At 65.3% G+C, this 22,220-nt stretch carries 18 protein-coding genes; 3 read left to right on the top strand and 15 right to left on the bottom strand.

What is annotated here, in order from left to right; all coding sequences use genetic code 11:
• Positions 1-3: 3 nt before the first annotated feature.
• From ureC to METFAM1_RS0101670, 10 genes are all read right to left on the bottom strand, one after another.
• Positions 4-1,716 carry an urease subunit alpha gene (gene ureC, locus METFAM1_RS0101715; RefSeq protein WP_019917775.1) on the bottom strand — a complete coding sequence of 571 codons (1,713 nt, stop codon included), beginning with the start codon at positions 1,714-1,716 and terminating at the stop codon, positions 4-6.
• A 24-nt stretch (positions 1,717-1,740) separates the two neighbouring features.
• Complete coding sequence (locus METFAM1_RS0101710) at positions 1,741-2,445, bottom strand: urease subunit beta (RefSeq protein WP_019917774.1); 705 nt, start codon at positions 2,443-2,445, stop codon at positions 1,741-1,743.
• A gap of 15 nt (positions 2,446-2,460) precedes the next feature.
• Complete coding sequence (locus METFAM1_RS0101705) at positions 2,461-3,207, bottom strand: urease accessory protein UreF (protein WP_157256652.1); 747 nt, start codon at positions 3,205-3,207, stop codon at positions 2,461-2,463.
• A 1-nt stretch (position 3,208) separates the two neighbouring features.
• Complete coding sequence (gene ureE, locus METFAM1_RS0101700) at positions 3,209-3,700, bottom strand: urease accessory protein UreE (protein WP_019917771.1); 492 nt, start codon at positions 3,698-3,700, stop codon at positions 3,209-3,211.
• 94 nt (positions 3,701-3,794) lie between these two features.
• The gene (gene urtA, locus METFAM1_RS0101695; protein ID WP_019917770.1) at positions 3,795-4,970 is read right to left on the bottom strand and encodes an urea ABC transporter substrate-binding protein; all 1,176 of its coding nucleotides are present in this window, start codon (positions 4,968-4,970) and stop codon (positions 3,795-3,797) included.
• Positions 4,971-5,633: 663 nt separating this feature from the next.
• Positions 5,634-5,936, bottom strand: coding sequence for a hypothetical protein (locus METFAM1_RS0101690; protein WP_019917768.1), 303 nt, complete (start codon positions 5,934-5,936; stop codon positions 5,634-5,636).
• 4 nt (positions 5,937-5,940) lie between these two features.
• Positions 5,941-6,630, bottom strand: a complete 690-nt coding sequence (locus METFAM1_RS0101685) for a tetratricopeptide repeat protein (RefSeq protein WP_024300371.1) — start codon at positions 6,628-6,630, stop codon at positions 5,941-5,943.
• Between the two features lie 31 nt (positions 6,631-6,661).
• A complete protein-coding gene (locus METFAM1_RS0101680) occupies positions 6,662-7,645 on the bottom strand; it encodes a Rieske (2Fe-2S) protein (protein ID WP_019917766.1) in 984 nt (327 codons plus the stop codon).
• Positions 7,646-7,719: 74 nt separating this feature from the next.
• Positions 7,720-10,116: a N,N-dimethylformamidase beta subunit family domain-containing protein gene (locus tag METFAM1_RS0101675; RefSeq protein ID WP_024300370.1), complete on the bottom strand. Its 2,397-nt coding sequence runs from the start codon at positions 10,114-10,116 to the stop codon at positions 7,720-7,722.
• A 106-nt stretch (positions 10,117-10,222) separates the two neighbouring features.
• On the bottom strand, positions 10,223-10,663 hold the full coding sequence (locus METFAM1_RS0101670) for a N,N-dimethylformamidase alpha subunit family protein (protein ID WP_019917764.1): 441 nt from the start codon (positions 10,661-10,663) through the stop codon (positions 10,223-10,225).
• A 276-nt stretch (positions 10,664-10,939) separates the two neighbouring features.
• On the opposite strand from METFAM1_RS0101670, the gene METFAM1_RS0101665 reads away from it, so the two are divergent.
• Together METFAM1_RS0101665 and METFAM1_RS0101660 are read left to right on the top strand one after the other, a co-directional pair.
• On the top strand, positions 10,940-12,109 hold the full coding sequence (locus METFAM1_RS0101665; protein WP_019917763.1) for a transporter substrate-binding domain-containing protein: 1,170 nt from the start codon (positions 10,940-10,942) through the stop codon (positions 12,107-12,109).
• Complete coding sequence (locus tag METFAM1_RS0101660; protein WP_019917762.1) at positions 12,106-12,735, top strand: ANTAR domain-containing response regulator; 630 nt, start codon at positions 12,106-12,108, stop codon at positions 12,733-12,735. Before METFAM1_RS0101665 ends, METFAM1_RS0101660 begins: the two co-directional genes overlap by 4 nt.
• A gap of 63 nt (positions 12,736-12,798) precedes the next feature.
• Here the strand turns inward: METFAM1_RS0101660 and METFAM1_RS0101655 are convergent, their stop codons facing one another.
• The 5 genes from METFAM1_RS0101655 to METFAM1_RS0101635 form a co-directional block, all read right to left on the bottom strand.
• A complete protein-coding gene (locus METFAM1_RS0101655; protein WP_019917761.1) occupies positions 12,799-14,472 on the bottom strand; it encodes a formate--tetrahydrofolate ligase in 1,674 nt (557 codons plus the stop codon).
• A 140-nt stretch (positions 14,473-14,612) separates the two neighbouring features.
• Positions 14,613-15,590: an HpcH/HpaI aldolase/citrate lyase family protein gene (locus tag METFAM1_RS0101650; RefSeq protein ID WP_019917760.1), complete on the bottom strand. Its 978-nt coding sequence runs from the start codon at positions 15,588-15,590 to the stop codon at positions 14,613-14,615.
• Between the two features lie 54 nt (positions 15,591-15,644).
• On the bottom strand, positions 15,645-18,389 hold the full coding sequence (locus METFAM1_RS0101645; protein WP_232419618.1) for a phosphoenolpyruvate carboxylase: 2,745 nt from the start codon (positions 18,387-18,389) through the stop codon (positions 15,645-15,647).
• A gap of 92 nt (positions 18,390-18,481) precedes the next feature.
• Complete coding sequence (sucD, locus tag METFAM1_RS0101640; RefSeq protein WP_018228791.1) at positions 18,482-19,369, bottom strand: succinate--CoA ligase subunit alpha; 888 nt, start codon at positions 19,367-19,369, stop codon at positions 18,482-18,484.
• A gap of 116 nt (positions 19,370-19,485) precedes the next feature.
• Positions 19,486-20,661: a malate--CoA ligase subunit beta gene (locus METFAM1_RS0101635; protein ID WP_019917756.1), complete on the bottom strand. Its 1,176-nt coding sequence runs from the start codon at positions 20,659-20,661 to the stop codon at positions 19,486-19,488.
• A 258-nt stretch (positions 20,662-20,919) separates the two neighbouring features.
• Here METFAM1_RS0101635 and glyA point away from each other — a divergent pair, with 258 nt between their 5' ends.
• Positions 20,920-22,176 (top strand): serine hydroxymethyltransferase, encoded by a 1,257-nt coding sequence (gene glyA / locus METFAM1_RS0101630; protein ID WP_019917755.1) that lies wholly within the window; start codon positions 20,920-20,922, stop codon positions 22,174-22,176.
• Positions 22,177-22,220: the final 44 nt, after the last annotated feature.

The raw sequence follows: 22,220 nt of genomic DNA, 5'->3' as shown, positions 1-22,220 counted from the left end.
ACATCACCTCAGCATGTAAAGACGGTTCAATGGCACGCGGTCGACCGGCGGGCAGCTGATGACGCGCCCGTCGACACTCACTTCGAAGGTCTGCGGATTGACCGTGATGTTGGGGCAGGCAGCGTTGCGCACCATGTCGGCCTTCTGCAGCGTGCGCGTGCCCTTGCAGGGCAGCAGTGCCTTGCGGATGTCGAGCCGGCCATTGAGGTCGCTGTCGAGCGAGGCGGCGCAGACGAAGTTGGCCGACAGGCCCTGCGGTGCGCGACCGAAGGCGCCCCACTGCGGGCGCATGATGAGCGGCTCACAGGTCATCAGTGACGCCGCGGAATCACCCATCGCGCCGTAGGCGATGAAGCCGCCCTTGACCACGATTTCCGGCTTGATGCCGAAGAAGGCCGGACGCCACAGCACGATGTCGGCGAGCTTGCCCGGCTCCAGCGAGCCGACGTGGTGATCGACGCCGAACGAGCGCGCAGCGTTGATCGTGTACTTGGCGATGTAACGCAGGATGCGTTCGTTGTCGGCGCTGCGCGTGGTCTCTTCCGGCAGGCGGCCGAACTGGTCCTTCATCTTGCTGGCCAGCTGCCAGGTGCGGCAGATCACTTCGTTGATGCGCCCCATGCCCTGGCTGTCCGAGCCCAGCATCGAGATCGCGCCCATGTCGTGCAGCACGTCTTCGGCGGCGATGGTCTGCGCGCGGATGCGGCTTTCGGCGAAGGCCACGTCCTCCGGCACCGCAGGATTCAGGTGGTGGCACACCATGATCATGTCCAGGTGCTCGTCGAAAGTGTTCACCGTGTAGGGGTTGGTCGGGTTGGTCGACGACGGCAGGCAGTGCTGCAGACCGGCCACACAGATCACGTCCGGCGCATGGCCGCCGCCCGCGCCCTCGGTGTGATACATGTGGATGGTGCGACCCTTCGTCGCGGCCAGCGTGTCTTCGAGAAAGCCGGATTCGTTCAGCGTGTCGGTGTGCAGTTGTACCTGGAAATCCATCTCGTCGGCCACCGACAGGCAGGTGTCTATCGTGGCCGGCGTGGCGCCCCAGTCCTCGTGGATCTTCAGGCCGATGCAACCCGCCTTCATCTGCTCCACCAGCGATTCCGGGCGCGACGAATTGCCGCGGCCGAGGAAGCCGAAATTCATCGGCCACTGTTCGGACGCCTGCAGCATGCGGCCGACATTCCACGCGCCGCCGCAGTCGATGCCCACGGTGATCGGTCCGAGCGAGCCGCCGAACATCGTCGTGATGCCGGAGGCCAGTGCGTGCTCGACCAGTTGCGCCGAATCGAAATGCACGTGCACATCCAGCCCGCCGGCGGTGGCGATCAGCCCTTCGCCGTCGCGCACGGTGGTGGCGTTGCCGACCAGCAGCTGCGGATGCACGCCATCCATCACGTGCGGATTGCCGGCCTTGCCGATGGCGACGATGCGCCCGTCCTTGATGCCGATGTCGCCCTTGACGATGCCGGCCACCGCGTCGATCACGACAACGTTGCTGATCAGCATGTCGAGCGCACCCTGTTCGGACGTGAGCCCGCCCATCATGCCAAGGCCGTCGCGCAGCGTCTTGCCGCCGCCGTGCAGGCACTCGTCACCGGGCGTCGAGAAGTCGTGCTCGATTTCCGCCAGCAGCGAGGTGTCGCCCAGGCGCACCATGTCGCCCTTGGTCGGTCCGTACATCGCCGCGTAGTCGCGGCGGGTGAGCGATGTCATGTGGTGTTCTCCGTGATCTGTCGGTCAGGCGCCGCGGAATCCGGCGGCGCGGGCGCGGGTCAGCGCGTCGGGCAGGCCGGCGCCGTCGGCGGTCGATCCTTCGGCCAGCCGGTTCAGGCCGAACACCTCGCCGCTGCCGCCGAAGGCCACCAGCGTCACCTCCTTGTCCTCGCCCGGCTCGAAGCGCACCGCGGTGCCGGCGGCGATGTCCAGGTGCATGCCCCAGGCCTGGGCGCGGTCGAATTCGAGCGCGCGGTTCACCTCGAAGAAATGGAAGTGGCTGCCAACCTGTATCGGCCGGTCGCCGGTGTTCAACGCACGCAGCGTGGCGCGGCGGCGACCGGGATTCAGTTCGATGCGGCCGTCTGCCGGGATGATTTCGCCCGGTATGCGGTCGGGCACCGGCGCGTTCGCGGCATCGGGTCCGGGCCGTATCGGGTCATGCACGGTCACCAGCTTGGTGCCGTCCGGAAAGCTCGCTTCGACCTGGATCATCGGCATCAGCGCGGCGACGCCAGGCAACACGTCGTCGCTGTTCAGGATCTGCGAGCCGTAGCCAATCAGTTCGGCCACCGTACGACCGTCGCGTGCGCCTTCGAGGATGTCGTCGACGATGATCGCGATCGCCTCGGGGCAATTAAGCTTGAGGCCGCGCGCGCGGCGCCGGCGCGCCAGTTCGGCGGCGTTGAATATCGTCAGTCTTTCGAGTTCGGTCGGTGTGAGCAGCATGTGTGCGCTTTCCAGTCAGTTGGCGAACAGCCGGGCGCTGCGCGGTTCGTGGCGCATGGCCGCGATGTCGAGCGCCGGCGCGCCGTTCCACAATTCGTCGGTCGATGGCGGGGGCGTGTCGATGACGCGCGCAATCAGCGGCCGCGTGCGCGCCAGCAGACGCTGGCCTTCGGTGTGACCGATCAGGCCCATGCGCAGCGCGGCACCGACCACCGTGGTGCACAGGCCGCTCGCAGCCATCGCGTCGCAGCCGGAGGCCGACAGTCCGTAGGCGCCCCACACCAGGCCTTGCACCACCGGCAGATGTCCGGGCAGACCGGCGGCGCGCACCTGGTCCAGATAGACCTGAGCGATGCCCAGGCCGAGATCGGCGTGCACGCGCAGCTGCGTGAAGCCAAGGCGGCGGCTTGCATCGCGCCAGCCGCGCACGAGGTTCATCGCCTCGCACAGGCGGTCCAGTCCGGTCACGTCGGCCAGTGCAGCGGCGCCGCGCTGCGTCCACGCGGTGCGTGACGCCTGCATCAGCGGCCGGTCGAAGCCGGCCCAGCGCTGTTCGATGTGGCTGCACAGCAGCTCGAACACCTGTTCTGCGCCGCCGACCTTGCCGTCGAGCTTCAGCGATTCCAGGCCCCACGAGAACGAGGTGGCGCCGCTGGGAAAGAAGCTGTCGGCGAACTGCAGCATGCCGAGCATGCCGATCGCGTCGCCTCGGCCCTCGTCGTCGGGCGGCGGAAGATGAAAGGGAGCGTATGGTGCGTTCATGTCAGTGCGCATGCGGAACGGTGAGGTAGCGTGTGCCGCCCTGCGCCGGCGCATCGAGCACGTTCGCGTCGCCGCGCGCCAGCAGGTGGGTCATGCGCTTCAGATAACCCTCGCGCGGGCCTTCGAGCGCGATCCACAGGCAGTCGCCGTCGAAGCGCACCTTCCAGTGCATGTTGCCGGCGAAGTAGCCGATCTCCAGCGCGCCGGCCGCGTGGGCGGCGCGCAGCACCAGCCACTGTGGTTCGTCGAGCATCACCAGCACGGCGCGCCCCGGTTCGAGCAGCAGCACCGAGCCGTTCTCGAGCTGCGCACCGCGGTCCAGCATCAGCGCCAGTTCGGTGCCGCGGTCGGTCACCAGACGCTGCCGACGGCGCGCCAGGTCGTTGCGCGACAGGCGCACGCGCTCGACGCCGCCGTCGTGTTCGATGTGATGCAGCCGATCGGCGATGTCCGGGTCGGACGCATTGCCGACGATGTCTGTCAGTCTGAGCATTGTTCGGTCTCTTCCTTGCGGTCGGGTCCGGGCTGTCCCGCAAATGCCGCGGGACAGCCACCATCAGCGCAGCCGCCCGCGGGCGGCGTGCGGCTTACAGCGTCGGATAAGGATTGGGTTCGATCAGCGGCGATTCGTAGATCAGCTTGACCTGACCGTCGGCGGTGAAGGAGCCGATGCGCGCCTGCTTCCACAGGTGGTGGTTGGTCGCGTGGAACTTCACCTTGCCTTCCGGCCCTTCGAACTCGAGGTTGGCCGAGGCGGCGACCACCTTGTCGACGTCGAAGCTCTTGGCCTTCTCGACCGCCATCTTCCACAGATAGACCGCGGTATAGGCGCTGGCCAGCGTGTCGCCGGTGACGCGCTTGTCGCCGTACTTGGCCTTGAAGGCGGCAACGAATTTCTTGTTCGCGGGGTTATCGAGGCTCTGCAGATAGCTCATGCAGGTGAGCACGTCCTGCACGTTCTCCTTGCCGATGCCCGACACTTCCTCTTCCGACACCGCGAGCGCCATCACCGTGGTCTTGTTGAAGTTCACGCCGGCCGCCTTGAGCTGCTTGTAGAAGGCCACGTTGGAACCGCCGACCACGGTACTCAGGATGATGTCCGGCTTGGTGGCCTTGATCTTGTTGATGGTCGAACCGAAGTTGGTGCTGCCCAGCGGCAGGTATTCCTCGCCCAGCACCTTGCCGCCGCCCTTGACGATGGTCGGGCGTGCGATCTTGTTGGTGACGCGCGGCCAGATGTAGTCGGAGCCGATCAGGTACACCGTCTTGCCGCGGTTGGCCAGCAGCCAGTTGCAGGCCTGAATGCACTGCTGCGTCGCCTCGTGTGCGGTGTAGAGAATGTTCGGCGACTGTTCCTGGCCTTCGTAGTAGGTCGGGTAGTACAACAGGCCCTTCATCTGTTCGAATACCGGCAGCACCGCCTTGCGCGAAGCCGAGGTGTAGCAGCCGAACACGGCCGCGACCTTGTCGCGGTCAAGCAGCTTGCGCGCCTTCTCGGCGAAGGTGGGCCAGTCGCTGGCGCCGTCCTCGACCACCGGAACGATCTTCTTGCCGAGCACGCCACCGGCGGCGTTGATCTCGTCGATGGCGAGCTTTTCAGCATCGACCACCGACGCTTCGGCCAGCGCGATGGTGCCGGTCAGTGAATGCAGGATGCCCACCTTCACGGTGTCGTCGGCCATGGCGTTGCGCACCATCCACGGACCGGCGACGGATGCGAGCGCAAGGCCTTTGATAATGTCGCGCCTGATTTGATTCTTCATGGTGAACCTCGATGGAAGTGATGAAAGAAAGTGGCTTTCGATCGCACCGTCGTCGTTGCCGGGGCGGACTTACGTGTCGTGAAGGCGAAAAAAAAGGGCCTGCCCGGATCCGGAGATCCAGGGCAGGCCCTTTTGCCTTGTTCAGCGCCGGCAATGCTGGCGGCGCTGAAAGTTGAATCGATGATAGGAAGGCTGTTGCGGTGCGTCAAGCATCGGCAACGGCTTTTTTTCAAATTCTTTTCGATGATCCGGGAGCGCGGATGCACGCGCTTCCGGATCATCAAGACATCGGCATTCTCGTGCGCGCGCGGGACGGCCGCGACGCGGCTTCGACGAGCTGCAAGCTCCGATCAAGGCTGCAATCGCGAGCAAGCTCGCTCCCACAACACCTCGGCTCCCGCCGTGGGTCACGCATGCCTTGTGGGAGCGGCCTTGGCCGCGACGTGGCCGGTGCAGACTGTGGGCTTCGGTACAGGCCGCTGTCGGGGTCAGAAGACCCTCCCCACAGAACCCCTACTCAGGCTAGGGTCGCGGATCTGGCGCACGTCCACTGTGGGAGCGGCCTTGGCCGCGACGCGGCCGCTGCAGTCCGCCGGCTTCGATCTATGCCGCTGTCGGGGTCAGACGACCCCTCCCACAAAACCCCGACCCCGGCTCGGGTCGCTATCCATCTACAATTTTCGATCGTCGGTACATGAACACGCAGCGGCCGCCGGGTGCACTCGACGCACGCGCAGGATGCAGCCGGTAGCGGCCGGTCATGAAGTCGACCACGGTGCGCGCAGCATTCACCGACAGTGCAGGCTTCCACAGCCAGATGTCGCGCTCCGGGTCGACGCCGCACAGGCCGAACAGCGCGTGTTCCGGGTCGTCCGCCATGCCGATGGACCACTCGTCCATGCGCGCGCCGAACTCCTTGATATAGGAGAGGCATTCGAACTTGATCTGCTGCACGCTGTAGCTCATTGCATCACCCCGGAACCGGAATCAGTCGCGCCGGCGACGACACCGCCGCGGTGCGGCTGCGCCACTGGTCAAAAAGCGCAGCCCCCTTCTGTTTCTCTTCGGCCGACATCTGGCCGATCATCCCTTCGAGCGCATTGAGCGCGCTGCCCACGCCGTGCTGCGCGGCCAGCGACAGCCAGGCGAAGGCCTGCGCCCGGTCCTTGTCCACGCCCAGCCCGTTGGCGTACATGAAACCCAGCCGCGCCTGAGAGGGGAAGTGCCCCTGCCCCGCCGCCTGCCGATACCAGCGGGCCGCCTGCGCCTCGTCCTGCGCCGTGCCCTGCCCTTTAAAGTACAGCGTCGCCAGATTGCTCTGCGCCATCGCGTCGCCGGCTTCGGCTGCCGTACGCAGCCAGTGCAACCCGCGTTCGGGGTCGGCGGGCGTGCCGTTGCCCATGATGAGCATGGCGCCGACATTGGTCTGCGCCGGCACGTGGCCGCCCTCTGCGGCGCGCAGATACCAGCGGAAGGCCGTCGTCAGATCGGCCGTTACGCCTTCGCCGTTCGCGTGCAGCGCGCCGATCCAGGCCTGCGCTTCGACGTCGCCCTCTTCCGCCAGGGTCTCGAACAGCTGCGCCGCGGTCGCCAGATCGCCGTCGCGGTAAGCGGCCACCGCATCGTCGAGCCCCGCAGTCATTTCCATCTGTGCTTGCATATAGATATCTCCCGGTCTGCCCGATCTGCATTCAGCGCGCAGCGATGCGCGCCATCACCTGTGTCTCGATCCATCGTCCGCCGGCATTCAGCTGGCCGGCCGGATCACAACCGCGACCGCCGATACCGCCGCCTTCGATCGCCGACTGCGCCTGCGCGGCGGCGGCAAGCCGGGTGTGCAGCAGCGTCTCCCACGAGAGCGAGCTGTCGTCTGGCCCGAAGTGCGCGACCCGGCACAGCGTGCGGGTGAGCGATACCGGCTGCAGCACGACGGCACAGCAGCCTGCAGCGGATGACAGCAGCACGAGATTGGGAAACAGCAGCGCCGCCTGGTCTTCGGCGTCGGCACGGCACAGCGCGACGTCGCCGGACGCACACGTGGCGGAGGCCCCCAGCAAGTGCTGGGCGACCAGCTTCCAGTTGGCGTCGCAGGCTATCCAGCGGGCACGGTGGCGGTCCGCGGGTTCGCCGCGCCACGCCGGCAGTGCCGACGTCAGCGCGCGGGCGGTCGGATCGAACGACGGCCCGTGCGGATCGAGGCTGACATACAGCAACGGCCCCCAGATCGCAGTGCGCACCGGCAGCAGACGCTCCGGCCGCAGCCCTAGGTACTGGTACATCTCGGGCGTGCCTTCGCCCAGTTCGCCAGCGGCGATCGGCGGACGGTCGAGACTGTGGCCGCAGGATGTGAACGAGCACGGCGTCTTCGCGCCCTGCTGACACTGCAGCGGCACCACACGGCAGCCGCCGTGCTGCGCCTTGTTGAAGCGGCCGGCGAAACCGCCGTCAGGCAGACGCTGCACGTGGATGGCGTGGTCGCCGACGGTGAAGGGCAGCAGGTCGCCGGCAGCCGGTATGTCGAGCGTGCTGCCCACGCACACCCATTCGCGCGTCCAGATCGCGTCGTCCTCGGCGCGGGCGAAATCGAGCCCGCGAAACGCGGCGACGTCGAATGCGCCACCGGGTTTCGCCGGCCCGCGGTGCAGATGCACCGGATGTTCGGTCATGCATTCCATCGACGAGTCCTCAGTCTGATTCCGTCTGCGCAGGGTTCGCCCGCACCGCGAGCGAACCCTGCGTGCACCTCACATCAGTTCTTCGACGCCAGCGCCGGCGACTCATAGTCCGCGCGACCGCGGTGCTTGTACGCTTCCTTCGGCGCGGCCGGCAGCGGGCCGTCCTGCATGAAGCGGTCGAGCACGTTCTTGGTCAGACGCGAAATGTTGTTGTCGCAGTTGTTCCACGGCAGCGAACCGCAGTAGGCGATGGAGCTGAATGCGAAGCAGCCGCCGCCGTTGGGCGTTTCGTGGAAGGTGATGTCGGCGCGCACGCGCGGATGCACGGTGCCGTCCAGACCCTGCTGGTTGAAACCGAAATCCTCCATCACCAGCAGGTAGGCCTCGGTGTGACGGCCAGCCGAGGTGGCGACGGTGAGGATGTGCGGCGGCGAACCCAGCATGGTGTCGACGATGTCCAGTTCCAGACCGGCCGCTCCGCCACCGACCAGACCGAAGTTGCCGAGGTTCTCCTCGTAGCTGATGCCGTCGAAGGCCCAGCTGACGCGCGGATCCAGACTTTCCGGCGTGCGCGAGAAGTAGGACGAGATGTCGAAACCCTCCGACGACATGCCGGTGCCGGCCACCGAGTGCAGGTAGCGGCCGCGATAGCGCCACATGCCGCCCAGCTCGCCGGTGCCCTGGTGGTAGTACTCGCCCGGATCGGCGCGCCAGGTGCGGATGCCGGATTCGCAGCGGCGCATTTCGGTGACGATGCCGCGGCCCAGTCCGTCGTAGGCCGGGTGGAAGGAATGCACCCAGTACCAGGCGTCGGCGCCCATATACATCAGCCGGCCGCCGCGCTGCGTGTAGTTGTGCAGCGCGTCGAGCTGGGTGCCCGAATTGTGCTCGGGGTGCGAGCCGGTGATGATGACGTTGTAGTTCTCCAGCCGGGCCAGACCGTCGTAGGTCACGTCCTCGTCGGTGAACACGTCGTACTCGTAGCCCATCTGTTCCAGCCAGCAGATCAGGTGCAGGTCGGCCGGGTACTGCCAGGGCGCCTGCGCGAGGAAGTGGTCGTACTTCGGGCGGATGCTCAGGATGGGACGCAGTCGCGACGACAGGCAGATGCCGCTGCCGTCGGTGTGGGTGTCGTAGATCGAGCCGCCGTACTCGCGGTGCTCCGCGAGGAACATGTTCTGCTGCTGCATGATGGGTACGCGATAGACGAACAGTTCAGCGCCGCCCGCGTTGCACGCGACGTGTTCGTTCGCGTAGGCCATGTAGCTGATGGTGGGCACCATGACCGCGATCTTCGACTGCTCCTGGCCGATCTTCGGCACGATCCAGAACGGAATGTAGTCCTCGTCCCCTTCCGGCGTCGTCAGCTTGGCGGCGTAGAAGCGGCTCTTGATGTCGGCCGGCACCGTCCACTCAAAGCTCACTTCCCAGCGCGCATTGTCGAGATCGTCGTCGTGGAAGTGGATGGCGCCGTATTCCTTCGGCGCCACCTTCCAGTCGAAGGTCTGGCCGGCCCAGTTATAGCCGGTCAGTGCGCGCGTCGGACAGTTAACGAGCGTGGCGTCGAAGCGGTAGGGGCCGGCGTCCTTCGCCACCAGCGTGTCGATGCCGTCGGAAAAATCCCAGGCGGCGACGATGGCTTCCGACAGCACGCCGGTCGGGCCGGCGTTGCGCCGCTCGGTCAGGCCGGGCTGCGCGCCGCCCTTCATCATTTCTATCTCGAAGCGCGACAACGCGCGGCTGCACAGGCGCGGGCTGTCGATCTTGCCGTTGTAGTGGCCACCGACGATGACGCCCTGCGGCAGCGAGGACAGGCCCAGCGGCCCCGGTTCGACATGGTCGACGTAACCGGCGATCACCAGCGGCAAGTCAGTATGTTCGACCTTGCCCTTGAAGCTCGCCTTGACCGGCGGGATCTCGGGGTCCAGCGCATAAACCACCTGCGGCTCGTGATACAGCACCACCTCGCCGGTCTTCGCGTCGAAGCTGGCCGCGATGAAGTGCCAGGCGTGGTCGCGCAGCGGCGCGCCGGTCGAGTAAGTTTCACCGTTGATGCGCAGCTCGACGCAACCGTCGGTATTGATGAACAGGCCGTAGCCCTTGCCGCCGGACCACTTGGTCACCAGCCCCTGGGCGCCGTGCTTCCAGTAGCGCTTGTCGGTCTTCGGCGTGGTCGGCCAGATCCAGCATTGCAGCGTGAAACTGTCCGGCTTCAGCTGCGGCGCGTCGGCGACGAAACCGTAGGAGCCACCATAGACGACCTGTGTTATGCCGTCGTAGACGCCCTCGCAGTCGGCCTTCACAGCCTTCTCGATGAAGCCGGGACCACGCGGATTGGTGTCGCCGTTGATCATCTGCACGATGGACGCGCTGTACTTCTTCGGTCCGTCGCAATTGACGTAGAACTTGATGGTGTCGCCCGGATGGACACTGAACTTGTCGGCGTATCCGGTCAGTCGCATTGCACACATGGTCATTTCTCCAGGCCGAGCGCCGCCCTCCGGGGGCTCGGATACTTTTGCAGTAGTAGGGTGAAGACGGGTGCGGCCGCAGCCGCGCGTCAGCGCCGGGCGGTGATCAGGTCACCGGCCAGTTGTCGTCGCGCCGCTTATAGCCTTCGTGGTAGTGCTCAGGCATGCCGTCGGTTTCTTCCATCTCGTCGAGACGCATCAGGAAGATGGCGTGCTGGATGTCCTGCTCGCTGGTGTAGACGGTGTCGTCGACGAACACCGGCGGCACGCCGCGAATGCCGGACAGACGCCCGATGCGCCACTCCGCGTCGATCTTCGTGCAGATGACGATGAGCTTGCCTTTGGGCGAGGCGCCGCGCATGCGCAGCAGCACGCGCTTGAGCAAGGGGTCTTCGTGCACGCCGCCGCTGATATGGGTGGTGTCACCCGGCGTCGCGCACTTGAGCACCGAGAAGCCGGCCACGCCGGCCATGGACTTCACGCACTCGAGGTGTTCCTGGATCAGCCGGTCGCGTTCCGGCGTGCCTTTCCTGGGTATCGGAATCACTGCACTCTCCTTCAAGGGTTGAACATCTGGAAGCTCCTGTCGCGACCGGCCGGCACTGGCCAATGCGAAAAATCGCGAAAAATCGCAAAAACTCGAAAGCGAAAAACCAAAACAAAAAGGCCTGCCGGATCCGGAGATCCGTGCAGGCCTTTTTGCCCGTCTTCGCGCCCGGCAGTGTTGGCGGGGCGAAGCGTTGAGTGAATCTTAGTGAGCCTCTTTCGCGCGGTCAAGCTCTGTTAGTATCGATCACGTTTTTTGTCACCCGGCCGCAAACCCGTGTCCACAAACGATCCCATCAAGGTCGGTGTTCTGTTCTCGCGCGAGGGAGTGACATCGCGCATCGAAAACACGATGCTCGCCGGAACGCTTTTCGCGATCCGCGAGATCAACGATGCCGGCGGCATCCACGGCCGGGAGCTGGTTCCGGTCTACTACGATCCGCAGTCGAATCCGCAACAATTCCGCTCGCTCGCGACCCGTCTGGTACAGGACGACAAGGTCAATGTCATTTTCGGCTGCTATATGTCGAGCACGCGCAAGGCGGTGCTGCCGGTGGTCGAAAGATGGAACCGCCTGCTGTTCTGCCCGACCATGTACGAGGGCTTCGAGTTCTCGAACAACATCATCTATACCGGCGGTGCGCCGAACCAGAACAGCGCCCTGCTCGCCGACTACATGTCGTCCCGTTTCGGCGCGCGGGTGTACCTGATCGGCAGCGACTACATCTTTCCCTACGAGTCGAACCGCATCATGAGCGACTTCGTGCACCACCGTCAGGGTGGCGCCAAGGTGGGCGAGCGCTATGTGCATCTCGACGCGAAGGAAAGCGCCTTCACGCCGATCATGAAGGACATCAAGTCCAAGCAGCCGGACTTCATCTTCTCGACCATGGTCGGCAAGACCACCCGCATGCTCTACCAGGCCTACGCGGACGCCGGTTTCGATCCGAAGAAGATGCCGATCGCCAGCCTGTGCACCAGCGAGGAGGAAGTATCGGAAATGGGTATCCGGCTGGCCGAAGGTCACTACACGGCCGGCACCTATTTCCAGTCGATCGACACCCCACGCAACCGCGACTGCGTGGCGCTGTTCCGCAAGCTGTTCGGCAACGAGGTGCAGCCCAATATGAGCTGGGAGTCGTCCTACTACCAGGTGCATGTATTCGCCGACGCCTTCCGCGAAGCGGGCAGCGACGAACATGACATCCTGCTGCCGCACGTTCTCGGGCGCGAGTTCGACGCGCCGCAGGGCCGCATCCGCATCCTGCCGCACAACCACCACGCCCGCCTCTACCCGCGCATCGGCCGGGTGAACAGCGAAGGCCAGTTCACGATACTGGCCGAGACACCGGGCGGCGTCGATGCCGACCCCTATCTGGTCAGCCATTCCTTCGACGACTGGAGCACGCGGCTGCGCGTCAATGCGAGCGAAGAGGAATCGACGTGAGCAGTCCGCCGCGCGCAGGCGTACGCAGCAAGCGGATCACGCCGGAATTCCTGACCCAGCTGCGCAATCTGCGCATCGTCGTGTTGCATCCGCGCGACGCCGACGGCGAGGTGCTGATCCAGCAACTGAAGCGCATAGGCTGCCAGGTGCAGACCTTCTGGCCGCCGGTGCAGGACATCCCGGACAACGTCGATGTCGTGTACTACGCGATCCAGTCCAACGAGATGCACGCGCCGCTGAACTTCAGCAACTTCGAACAGCCGCCGGCGGTGATCGCCGTCGTCGGCTACGAGAACCCGACCATCTTCGAAGTGATGCTGCGCCTGGGTGCGACCGGCGTACTCAGCGCCCCGCTGCGTTCGACCGGCGTGCTCGCCTCACTGGTGCTCACGGTCGGCCTGACGCAGGAAATGCGCGGCTACAAGAAAAGGGTGCAGCGACTTGAGCAGAAGCTGCTCAGCGTGAACCAGATCAACGACGCCAAGGCCATCCTGATGCGCACCCGCGGCGTCAGCGACGCCGAGGCCTACAAGATCATCCGCGAACAGGCGATGAGCAAGCGCATCCCGACCGAGGAGATCGCGCGGGCGATCATCCATGCGGACGAAATCCTGTCCGGACGATGACGGAAGCATCAAAATGAAAAAGGCCGCCCGAGGGCGGCCTTTTTCATTGCTGCGGAAGGACGATCAGAACAATCCCGACACCTTGCCGTGCTCATCGATGTCGATCTTCTCCGACGCCGGCACCTTGGGCAGGCCCGGCATGGTCATCATGTCGCCGCAGATGGCGACGACGAAACCGGCGCCGTTGGCCAGGCGCACTTCGCGCACGTTGAGCGTGTGGCCGCTCGGTGCGCCGCGGGCAGCAGGGTCGGCGGAGAAGGACATCTGGGTCTTCGCCATGCAGACCGGGAAACGGCCGTAGTCGGCGTTCCAGCTTTCGAGCTGCTTGCGGGCGGCGTCGGAGAAGGTCACCGCGCCGGCGCCGTAGATCTTGGTGGCGATGGTGGTGATCTTGTCCTGCAGCGTTGCGTTCTCGTCGTAGACGAAAGTGTGCTTGCCCGGTGCGTTGTCGCAGATGTCGGCAACCATGCGCGCCAGTTCCTCGGCGCCAGCACCGCCGCTCGCCCAGTGACGGGCGATCACGAACTTGCCGCCGAGCGCTTCGATGCGGCTCTTCAGCAGCGCGATTTCGGCGTCGGTGTCGAAGGTGAAGTGGTTCACCGACACGACGCAGGGCAGGCCGTAGTGCTCGGTGATGTTCTTCAGGTGGCGCTCGATGTTGACGATGCCCTTTTCCAGCGCGGCCAGGTTTTCCTGGTTCAGGTCTTCCTTCTTCACGCCGCCGTGGAACTTCAGCGCGCGGATGGTGGCGACCAGCACGACGGCCGACGGGTTCAGCCCGGCCATGCGGCACTTGATGTCGATGAACTTCTCGGCGCCGAGGTCGGCACCGAACCCGGCTTCGGTCACGACGTAGTCGGCCATCTTCAGGCCGGCCTTGGTCGCGGTGACCGAGTTGCAGCCGTGCGCGATGTTGGCGAAGGGGCCGCCGTGGATGATGGCCGGGTTGTTCTCCAGCGTCTGCACGATGTTCGGCTTGATCGCGTCCTTCAGCAGCGTGGCCATGGCGCCCTGCGCCTTCAGGTCGCTCGCGTACACCGGCTTCTTGTCGCCCAGCGTGTAGCCGATGATGATGCGGCCGAGACGCTCCTTCAGGTCCATCAGCGAATTCGCCAGACACAGTATCGCCATGACTTCGGACGCGACCACGATGTCGTAGCCGTCCTCCCGCACGAAGCCGTTGGCGGTGCCGCCGAGGCCGATGGTGATCTTGCGCAGCGCGCGGTCGTTCATATCGACCACACGCTTCCACTGAATCAGGCGCGGGTCGATACGCAGTTCGTTGCCGTGGTTGATGTGGTTGTCGATCAGTGCCGACAGCAGGTTGTGCGCTGCACCGATGGCGTGGAAGTCACCGGTGAAGTGCAGGTTGATGTCTTCCATCGGCACGATCTGCGCGTAGCCGCCACCCGCCGCACCGCCCTTGACACCGAATACCGGGCCCAGCGAGGGCTCGCGCAGGCAGATCATGGTCTTCTTGCCGATACGGTTCAGCGCGTCGCCCAGACCGACGGTGGTCGTGGTCTTGCCTTCGCCTGCCGGCGTCGGGCTGATCGCGGTGACCAGGATGAGCTTGCCGTCCGGACGGTCCTTCAGGCTGTTCAGGTAGTCGAGCGACACTTTGGCCTTGTAGTGGCCGTAGGGCTCGATCGCGTCTTCCGGGATGCCCAGCTTGGACACCACCTGGCTGATGCGCTGCATTTTCGCCTGCTGGGCGATTTCGATATCGGATGCCATATTGGTTTTTTCCGTGTAGTCGTCAATCGGGGTGGAAAGCGGCGGGCCTCACTACCCGCCGTTACTGCGTCTGCTTTTATCTGTCTGCTTTTATATATTGATCACGCGGCCGGGCCCTCCCCGGCCGCGCTGCCGCACGCTCAGCGTGCCGCGGCGATCGTGTCCGCCTTGGCGATCAGCGCTTCGGCCATGCGGATGCTGGCGATGTCGATCAGGCGACCGTCGAGCGACACCGCACCGCGACCTTCCTTCGCCGCCTGCGCCATCGCTTCGAGAATGCGGCGTGCCTTGGTCACTTCGGCTTCCGACGGCGTGTAGACCTTGTTCGCCAGTTCGATCTGCGACGGGTGAATCGCCCACTTGCCTTCGTAACCGAGCACGGCAGCGCGGTTCGCCGCGGAAATATAGCCGTCCGGATCGTTGAAGTCACCAAACGGGCCGTCGATCGGACGCAGGCCGTAGGCGCGGCAGGCGACCATCATGCGGGTCTGCGCGGCGTGCCACGGATCGGTCCAGAAGGACTGGCGGTTGCCCTGCTCGTCCTTGTCGGTCAGCACCACGCTGTCCTTGTTCACGCCACCGATCACGGTGGTGCGGGCGCGGGTCGAGGCGGCGTAGTCGGCCACGCCGAAGCTCATCGCCTCCAGGCGCTTCGACGACTGCGCGATCGCTTCGACGTTGGCCATGCCGAGCGCGGTCTCGATCAGCACTTCGAAGCCGATGCGCTTGGTGCGCTTCTTGGCCGCTTCGATCTGGGTGACCATCATGTCGACCGCGTACACGTCGGCGGCGGTGCCGGCCTTCGGGATCAGGATCATGTCCAGGCGCGGGCAGGCTTCGACGATGTCCACCACGTCGCGGTACATGTAGTGGGTGTCCAGACCATTGATGCGCACCATCATGGTCTTGTTGCCCCAGTCGATGTCGTTCAGACCCTCGATGATGTTCTTGCGCGCCTGCTCCTTGTCGTCCGGCGCGACCGCGTCCTCGCAGTCGAGGAAGATGATGTCGGCAGCCGACTTGGCGGCCTTCTCGAACATGCCCGGGTTGGAACCCGGAACGGCCAGTTCGGAACGGTGCAGGCGGGGCGTGGCTTGTTCGATGATCGTGAAGCTCATGGATGTCTCCTCCGGTGGATGGTGCGAAGTCGGTTCAGAAGTCGGGTCGGACGATCAGCCGGTGGCGCCGAAGCCGGCGGACACGCAGTTGATCGACAGCAGCAGGGCCTTGCGGAACTCCTCTTTCCGCGCGGCGTCGTCGGTCATGCGGAAAGCGCGCAGCAGCGAAATCTGCTGGCGGCTCACCTGGTTGACCACCGGCAGCCGGTGGTCGAGTTTCTGGCGGTAGTCGGGGAAGCGCTCGGCCAGGCCGCGGGTGCCCGACAGGCGCAGGATCTGCGTGCGCGTGATGTCGTATTCGCGGGCGATCATGCCGAACACCTCTTCGCGCACGCCGGCGTCGGCCACCAGCTGGCTGTATTCGCGGGCGATGTCGAGATCGACCACGGCCAGCGTCTTTTCCACTTCATCGACGATCAGGCGGAACAGCGGCGACTCGTTGAACATGCGCGCCAGCAGCGCTTCGCCACTGGCACCGCGCACGCCGATGAAATTGGCGAGGCTGGAGCCGACGCCGTACCAGCCGGTGACGATGTGGCGGTTCTGCGACCAGGCAAACACCCACGGGATCGCGCGCAGTTCGGCCAGCGACTTGGCGCCGAAGCGGCGCGCCGGGCGCGAGCCGATATTGAGCAGCGAAATCTCTTCCAGCGGGCTGGCTTCCTGGAAGTAGGCGACCAGAGCCGGGTTCGAAATCAGGTTCTGGTAGGCTGCGTGCGCGGCACCGGACAGCGCTTCGAGCGCGTCGTCGAACTCCGGCACCGCATGCGGGCCGTCGGCGCGGCCGGATTTCAGCGCGTGGTCGAACACGCTGGCGGCCAGCAGTTCGAGGTTGAAGGCGGCCGTCCCCTTGTTGGCGTACTTGCTCGAAATCACCTCGCCCTGCTCGGTCAGCCGGAACAGGCCCTGGATCGAACCGGCCGGCTGCGCGGCGATCGCGCGCCCGGCAGGCACGCCGCCGCGGCTGACCGAACCGCCGCGACCGTGGAAGAAGGCGATCTTCACGCCCGCTTCGCCGCCGACCGCGGTCAGTTTCTGCTGCGCCTTGAACAACTCCCAGTTCGACGACAGGAAGCCGCCGTCCTTGTTCGAATCGGAGTAGCCGATCATCACTTCCTGCACACCGCCGAGCGCGCGCACCGAGCGCTTGATCAGCGGCATGGCCAGCAGCTCGCGCATGATGGCCGGCGCGCGGCGCAGGTCGTCGATGGTTTCGAACAGCGGCATGATGGGCAGCGAACAGCGCTCGACGCCGGCCGGGTCGGCGTACAGGCCGGCTTCCTTCGCCAGCAGATAGACGCCGAGCACGTCCGACACATTGCGCGTCATGCTCAGGATGAAGCTGCCGAAGGCTTCGCGGCCGACGCGCGGACGCATGTCGGCGATCAGCCGGAACAGGCCCAGCGTTTCGGCCGCCACCGCCGGCAGGCCGCTGGTGTCGCGTACGCCGGCGCGCGGCGCGGCCAGTTCGGCCAAGAGCCACTCGCGCCACTCGGCGCTGTCCTGCGCCGGTGCCGGCACATCGTCAGGCTCGCCGCGGCTGGCGCGCCACAGCGCCTCCAGCGTCTGCGTGACGCGGGTCGAGTTCTCGCGCACATCGAGGCGCACGGTGCTGAAGCGGAACATCTCGATCTGGCGGCGCAGCGGCACCACTTCGGTGTCGGCGATGCGGCCGAGCTTCGCGTCGCGCAGGCCGGCTTCCAGCGTGCGCAGGTCGGCGATCAGGCGGTCGGCCGATTCATAGCCACGACGACAGGCCGCGCCCTCTTCCGCCTGGGTGCAGGTGATGGTGTCGTCCAACTTGCCCAGCACGCACACCAGGAACTGGCGGAAGGGTTCGCCCGGATTGCGCGCGGCGATCGCATTGCCCTCGCCGCTCTCTTCGAGCGCCAGCATCAGCGCGTCGCGGAACTCACCGGACAGCATGAGCGACGCTTCGGTCACCGACAGGCCGCGCAGCAGTTCGAGCACCGACTGGCGGTGACGACGCAGGCTGGCCTGCCGGCATTCGATCAGTGCACCGCGCGTGATCGCGTTGGTGACGAAGGGGTTGCCGTCGCGGTCGCCACCGATCCAGGAACCGAATTCGAGGAAGCCCGGCAGATCCGCTTCGCCGAAATGCTGCGCCATCGCCTCGTCGGCGCGCGCCAACACGTCGGGGCCGACCTCGAACAGGGTTTCGTTGAAGAAGTGCAGGCCCCAGGCGATTTCCTGCGACACATTCGGCTTTTCCAGACGCAGTTCGCCGGTCAGCCACAGCAGTTCGATTTCGTTGCGCAGCGCGTCTTCGAGGTCATGGCGCTCGCGCGGCGTCCAGCGCGGCGACTCGAGCTCGATCAGCATGCGGTAGATGCGGCGATGGCGCTCGAGCACGGTCACGCGCTTGGCTTCGGTCGGGTGCGCGGTCAGCACCGGCCGCACCTTGAGGCCGGCAAAGGCTTCGCGCACGCGCTCCGTCGACAGGCCGGCCTTCTTCGCCGAGGCCAGCACGCTGGCAAAGGTGCCGGGCAGGCTTTCGCGGCCCTGGTGGCGCTCGATTTCGCGCCGCTTGCGCATGGCGCCGTTCTGTTCGGCGATGGACAGCAGCTGGAACAGGATGCCCTGGGCCTGGATGGCACGGCCCAGCATCTGCGGGGAAAGGCTGTTGCCCGACTCGCCGGCAAGCACCGGCAGCAGTTCGGGATGGTGACGTTCGACCACTTCGCGCAGCAGCGAAAACAGCAGGTCGATCGCCTTTTCCGAGAAAGCCGCCCCGGAGGCGTCGGCAGACGCGGGAACGGAAATGGGATCACTCACCACGGTGGGAGTCTCGCAGGCTGGTGGCGGGCGTCCGCCCCACCGGGGCGGACGGAAAGCAGGGCGCGCTCCGCACGCCCCGTGCTGCTCTGCTCTTACAGCTTGGCCAGGACGGAGGCCACGGTGCTGCCCAGCTCGCCGGCGCTCGGCGCGACGGTCAGGCCGAAGGACCGCATGATTTCCGACTTCTCGGCAGCCGAATCACCGGCCGCCGAAATGATGGCGCCGGCGTGGCCCATGCGGCGGCCCTTCGGTGCGGTCAGGCCGGCAACGTAGCCGATCACCGGCTTCTTCATGTTTTCCTTCACCCAGGCCGAGGCTTCGGCTTCCTGCGGGCCGCCGATCTCGCCGATCATCACCACGGCGTGGGTGTCCGGGTCTTCCTGGAACTTCATCAGGTGGTCAAGAAAGGACGAGCCGTTGATCGGGTCGCCGCCGATGCCGACCGAGGTCGACACGCCAATGCCCAGCTGCTTCATCTGCGCAGCCGCTTCGTAGCCCAGCGTGCCCGAACGCGACACAATGCCGATGTTGCCCTGCTTGTAGATGTGGCCCGGCATGATGCCCAGCATGGCCTTGCCCGGGCTGATGATGCCGGCGCAGTTCGGGCCGACCATCAGCGTGCGACGCTCCTTCGGGTAGCGCATGAAGTAGCGCTTGACGCGCATCATGTCCTGCGCCGGGATGCCGTCGGTGATCGAGCACACCAGTTGGATGCCGGCGTCGGCCGCTTCCATGATGGCGTCGGCGCAGAAGGCCGGCGCGACGAAGGTGATCGACGCTTCGGCACCGGTCGCGGCGACCGCGTCGGCCACCGTGTTGAACACCGGCTTGCCGAGGTGAGTGGTGCCGCCCTTGCCCGGGGTCACGCCGCCGACGACGTTGGTGCCGTACTCGATCATCTCCTTGGCGTGGAAGGTACCTTTGTCGCCGGTGAAGCCCTGGACGATGATCTTGGTCTTTTCGTTGATCAGAATGCTCATAACTAAATCCTCTTGTGCATCGGTTATTCGCCGCGCGCCGCCCGCCGGGCCGCCCCTAGGGCGAGCGCAGCCCCCTCGGGGGGCAGCGAACGGAGTGAGCGTGGGGGTCTCTTCACTCAGCTGGCGGCGTGGGCGCGGGCGGCATCGACCGCCTTCTGGGCCGCTTCGGTCAGCGAATCGGCGCTGATGATGGGCAGACCGCTCTCGCGGATGATGCGGCGGCCTTCTTCCTCGTTCGTACCGGCCAGGCGGACGATCAGCGGCACCGTGATGTCGATGTCGTTGCAGGCCTGAACAACGCCCTGGGCCACCCAGTCGCAGCGGTTGATACCGGCGAAGATATTCACCAGGATGGCCTTCACGTTCTTGTCCGACAGCACCAGACGGAAGGAATTGGCCACGCGCTCGGGCGAGGCGCCGCCGCCAACGTCGAGGAAGTTGGCCGGTGCGCCGCCGGCGTACTTGATGGTGTCCATCGTCGCCATGGCCAGACCGGCACCATTGATGATGCAGCCGATGTCGCCGTCGAGGCCGACGTAGTTCAGGTTGTGCTCGGCGGCCTGCACTTCGCGCGGATCCTCCTGCGACGGATCACGCATGTCGGCCACGGCACGCTGGCGGAACATCGCGTTGTCGTCGAAGGACATCTTGGCGTCGAGCGCCAGCACGCGGTCGTCCTTGGTCACGACCAGCGGGTTGATTTCGACCATGGTGGCGTCGAGATCGCGGAAGGCGCGGTAGGCACCCATGATCGCGGTCACCGCACGCGACACCTGCTTGATCGACAGGCCCAGACCGAAGGCGATCTGGCGGGCCTGGAAAGCCTGCAGGCCGACCGCCGGTTCGACCACGACCTGCATGATCTTTTCCGGAGCACTGTGTGCCAATTCTTCAATTTCCATCCCACCTTCGGCAGAGGCGATGACGCGAACGCGCTCGGCTTTGCGGTCCAGCACGATGCCCAGATAGAGTTCGCGCTCGAACGGCTCGGCCACTTCCACGTAGACGCGCTGAACGGGTTTGCCTTCCGGACCGGTCTGGATGGTCACCAGACGCTTGCCCAGCAGTTCGCGGGCGGCGGCATCGACCTCATGGTAGGTCTTGCACAGCTTGATGCCGCCGGCCTTGCCGCGGGCTCCGGAGTGCACCTGGGCCTTCACCGCCCAGTGCCAGCCGCCCAGTTCCGTCGCCGTATAGACGGCCTGGTCGGGGCTGTAGGCCACGCTGCCGCGCGGCACCGGCACGCCGAAGCCCGCCAAAAGCTCTTTCGCTTGGTACTCGTGAATGTCCATGCTTCACCTTCTGTCGTGTGGAAGAGAGTGGTGGTTCATCGCTGAACCGCGAGGTGCCCGCACAGGGTCGAACACCGGATTCGTTGTAAAGAATTATGGATGAGGTCTTTTCAATTAAGCTTCACTTATACTTATCACGGCAATAAGAAAGTCCGATACGAGGCCCTTGATCCATCAGATATAGTCTGCTTGCCTTGTATTACTTCATAAGGCCTGCAGAGGACGCGGGCCGAAAGCTCACTCAGAAAGGTAATCCGAATGTTTGACCCGAAACAGACCATCGCCCATTCCGACCCCGAACTGTGGGCCGCCATGGAAGCGGAGTACGCCCGTCAGGAACACCACATCGAGCTGATCGCGTCGGAAAACTACGCCAGCCCGGCGGTCATGGAAGCCCAGGGCTCCGTACTGACGAACAAGTACGCCGAAGGTTATCCGGGCAAGCGTTACTACGGTGGCTGTGAGCATGTCGACGTCGCGGAACAGCTGGCGATCGATCGCCTCAAGGCACTGTTCGGCGCCGAATACGCCAACGTGCAGCCGCATTCGGGTTCGCAGGCCAACGCCGGTGTCTATATGGCGATGCTGCAGCCGGGCGACACCATCCTCGGCATGTCGCTGGCCCACGGCGGTCACCTGACGCACGGTTCGTCGGTGAACTTCTCCGGCAAGATCTACAAGGGCGTGGCCTACGGTCTCGATCCCGAAACCGAAGCGATCGACTACGCACAGGTCGAAGCGCTGGCCAAGGAACACAAGCCGAAGATGATCGTGGCCGGTGCGTCCGCCTACGCCCTGCACATCGATTTCAAGCGCTTCCGCGAGATCGCTGATTCGGTCGGCGCCTACCTGCTGGTCGACATGGCCCACTACTCCGGCCTGGTCGCTGCCGGCCTGTACCCGAGCCCGATCGGCATCGCCGACTTCGTCACCTCGACCACGCACAAGACGCTGCGCGGCCCGCGCGGTGGCGTGATCATGGCCAAGGCCGAGTTCGAGAAGCCGCTGAACTCGATGATTTTCCCGGGTATCCAGGGCGGCCCGCTGATGCACGTCATCGCCGCCAAGGCCGTCGCCTTCAAGGAAGCCGCGACCCCGGAATTCAAGACTTACCAGCAACAGGTGCTGAAGAACGCCCAGGTGATGGCCGAAACGCTCGTCGAGCGTGGCGTGCGCATCGTTTCGGGCCGTACCCAGTCCCACCTGTTCCTCGTCGATCTGCGTGCCAAAAACATCACTGGCAAGGACGCAGAAGCAGCGCTGGGCCGTGCACACATCACGGTCAATAAGAACGCCATCCCGAACGACCCGCAAAAGCCGTTCGTGACCAGTGGCATTCGAATCGGCAGCCCTGCCATGACGACCCGCGGCTTTAAGGAAGCCGAGGCGAAGCAAGTTGCAAACCTGATCGTGGACGTGCTGGACGCACCGAACGACGACGCCGTGATCGCACGCGTGGTCGCCGACGTCACCAAGCTGTGCGACGCGTTCCCGGTCTACGGCCGCAACAAATAAAACAAGCGGTCAGCCACCCCGACACCTTTCAAAGCAATTACAGG

Origin of the sequence: Methyloversatilis discipulorum (genome assembly GCF_000527135.1) — a bacterium.
GTDB classification, from domain to species: domain Bacteria; phylum Pseudomonadota; class Gammaproteobacteria; order Burkholderiales; family Rhodocyclaceae; genus Methyloversatilis; species Methyloversatilis discipulorum.
This window is presented reverse-complemented; position numbering and strand designations above follow the sequence as displayed.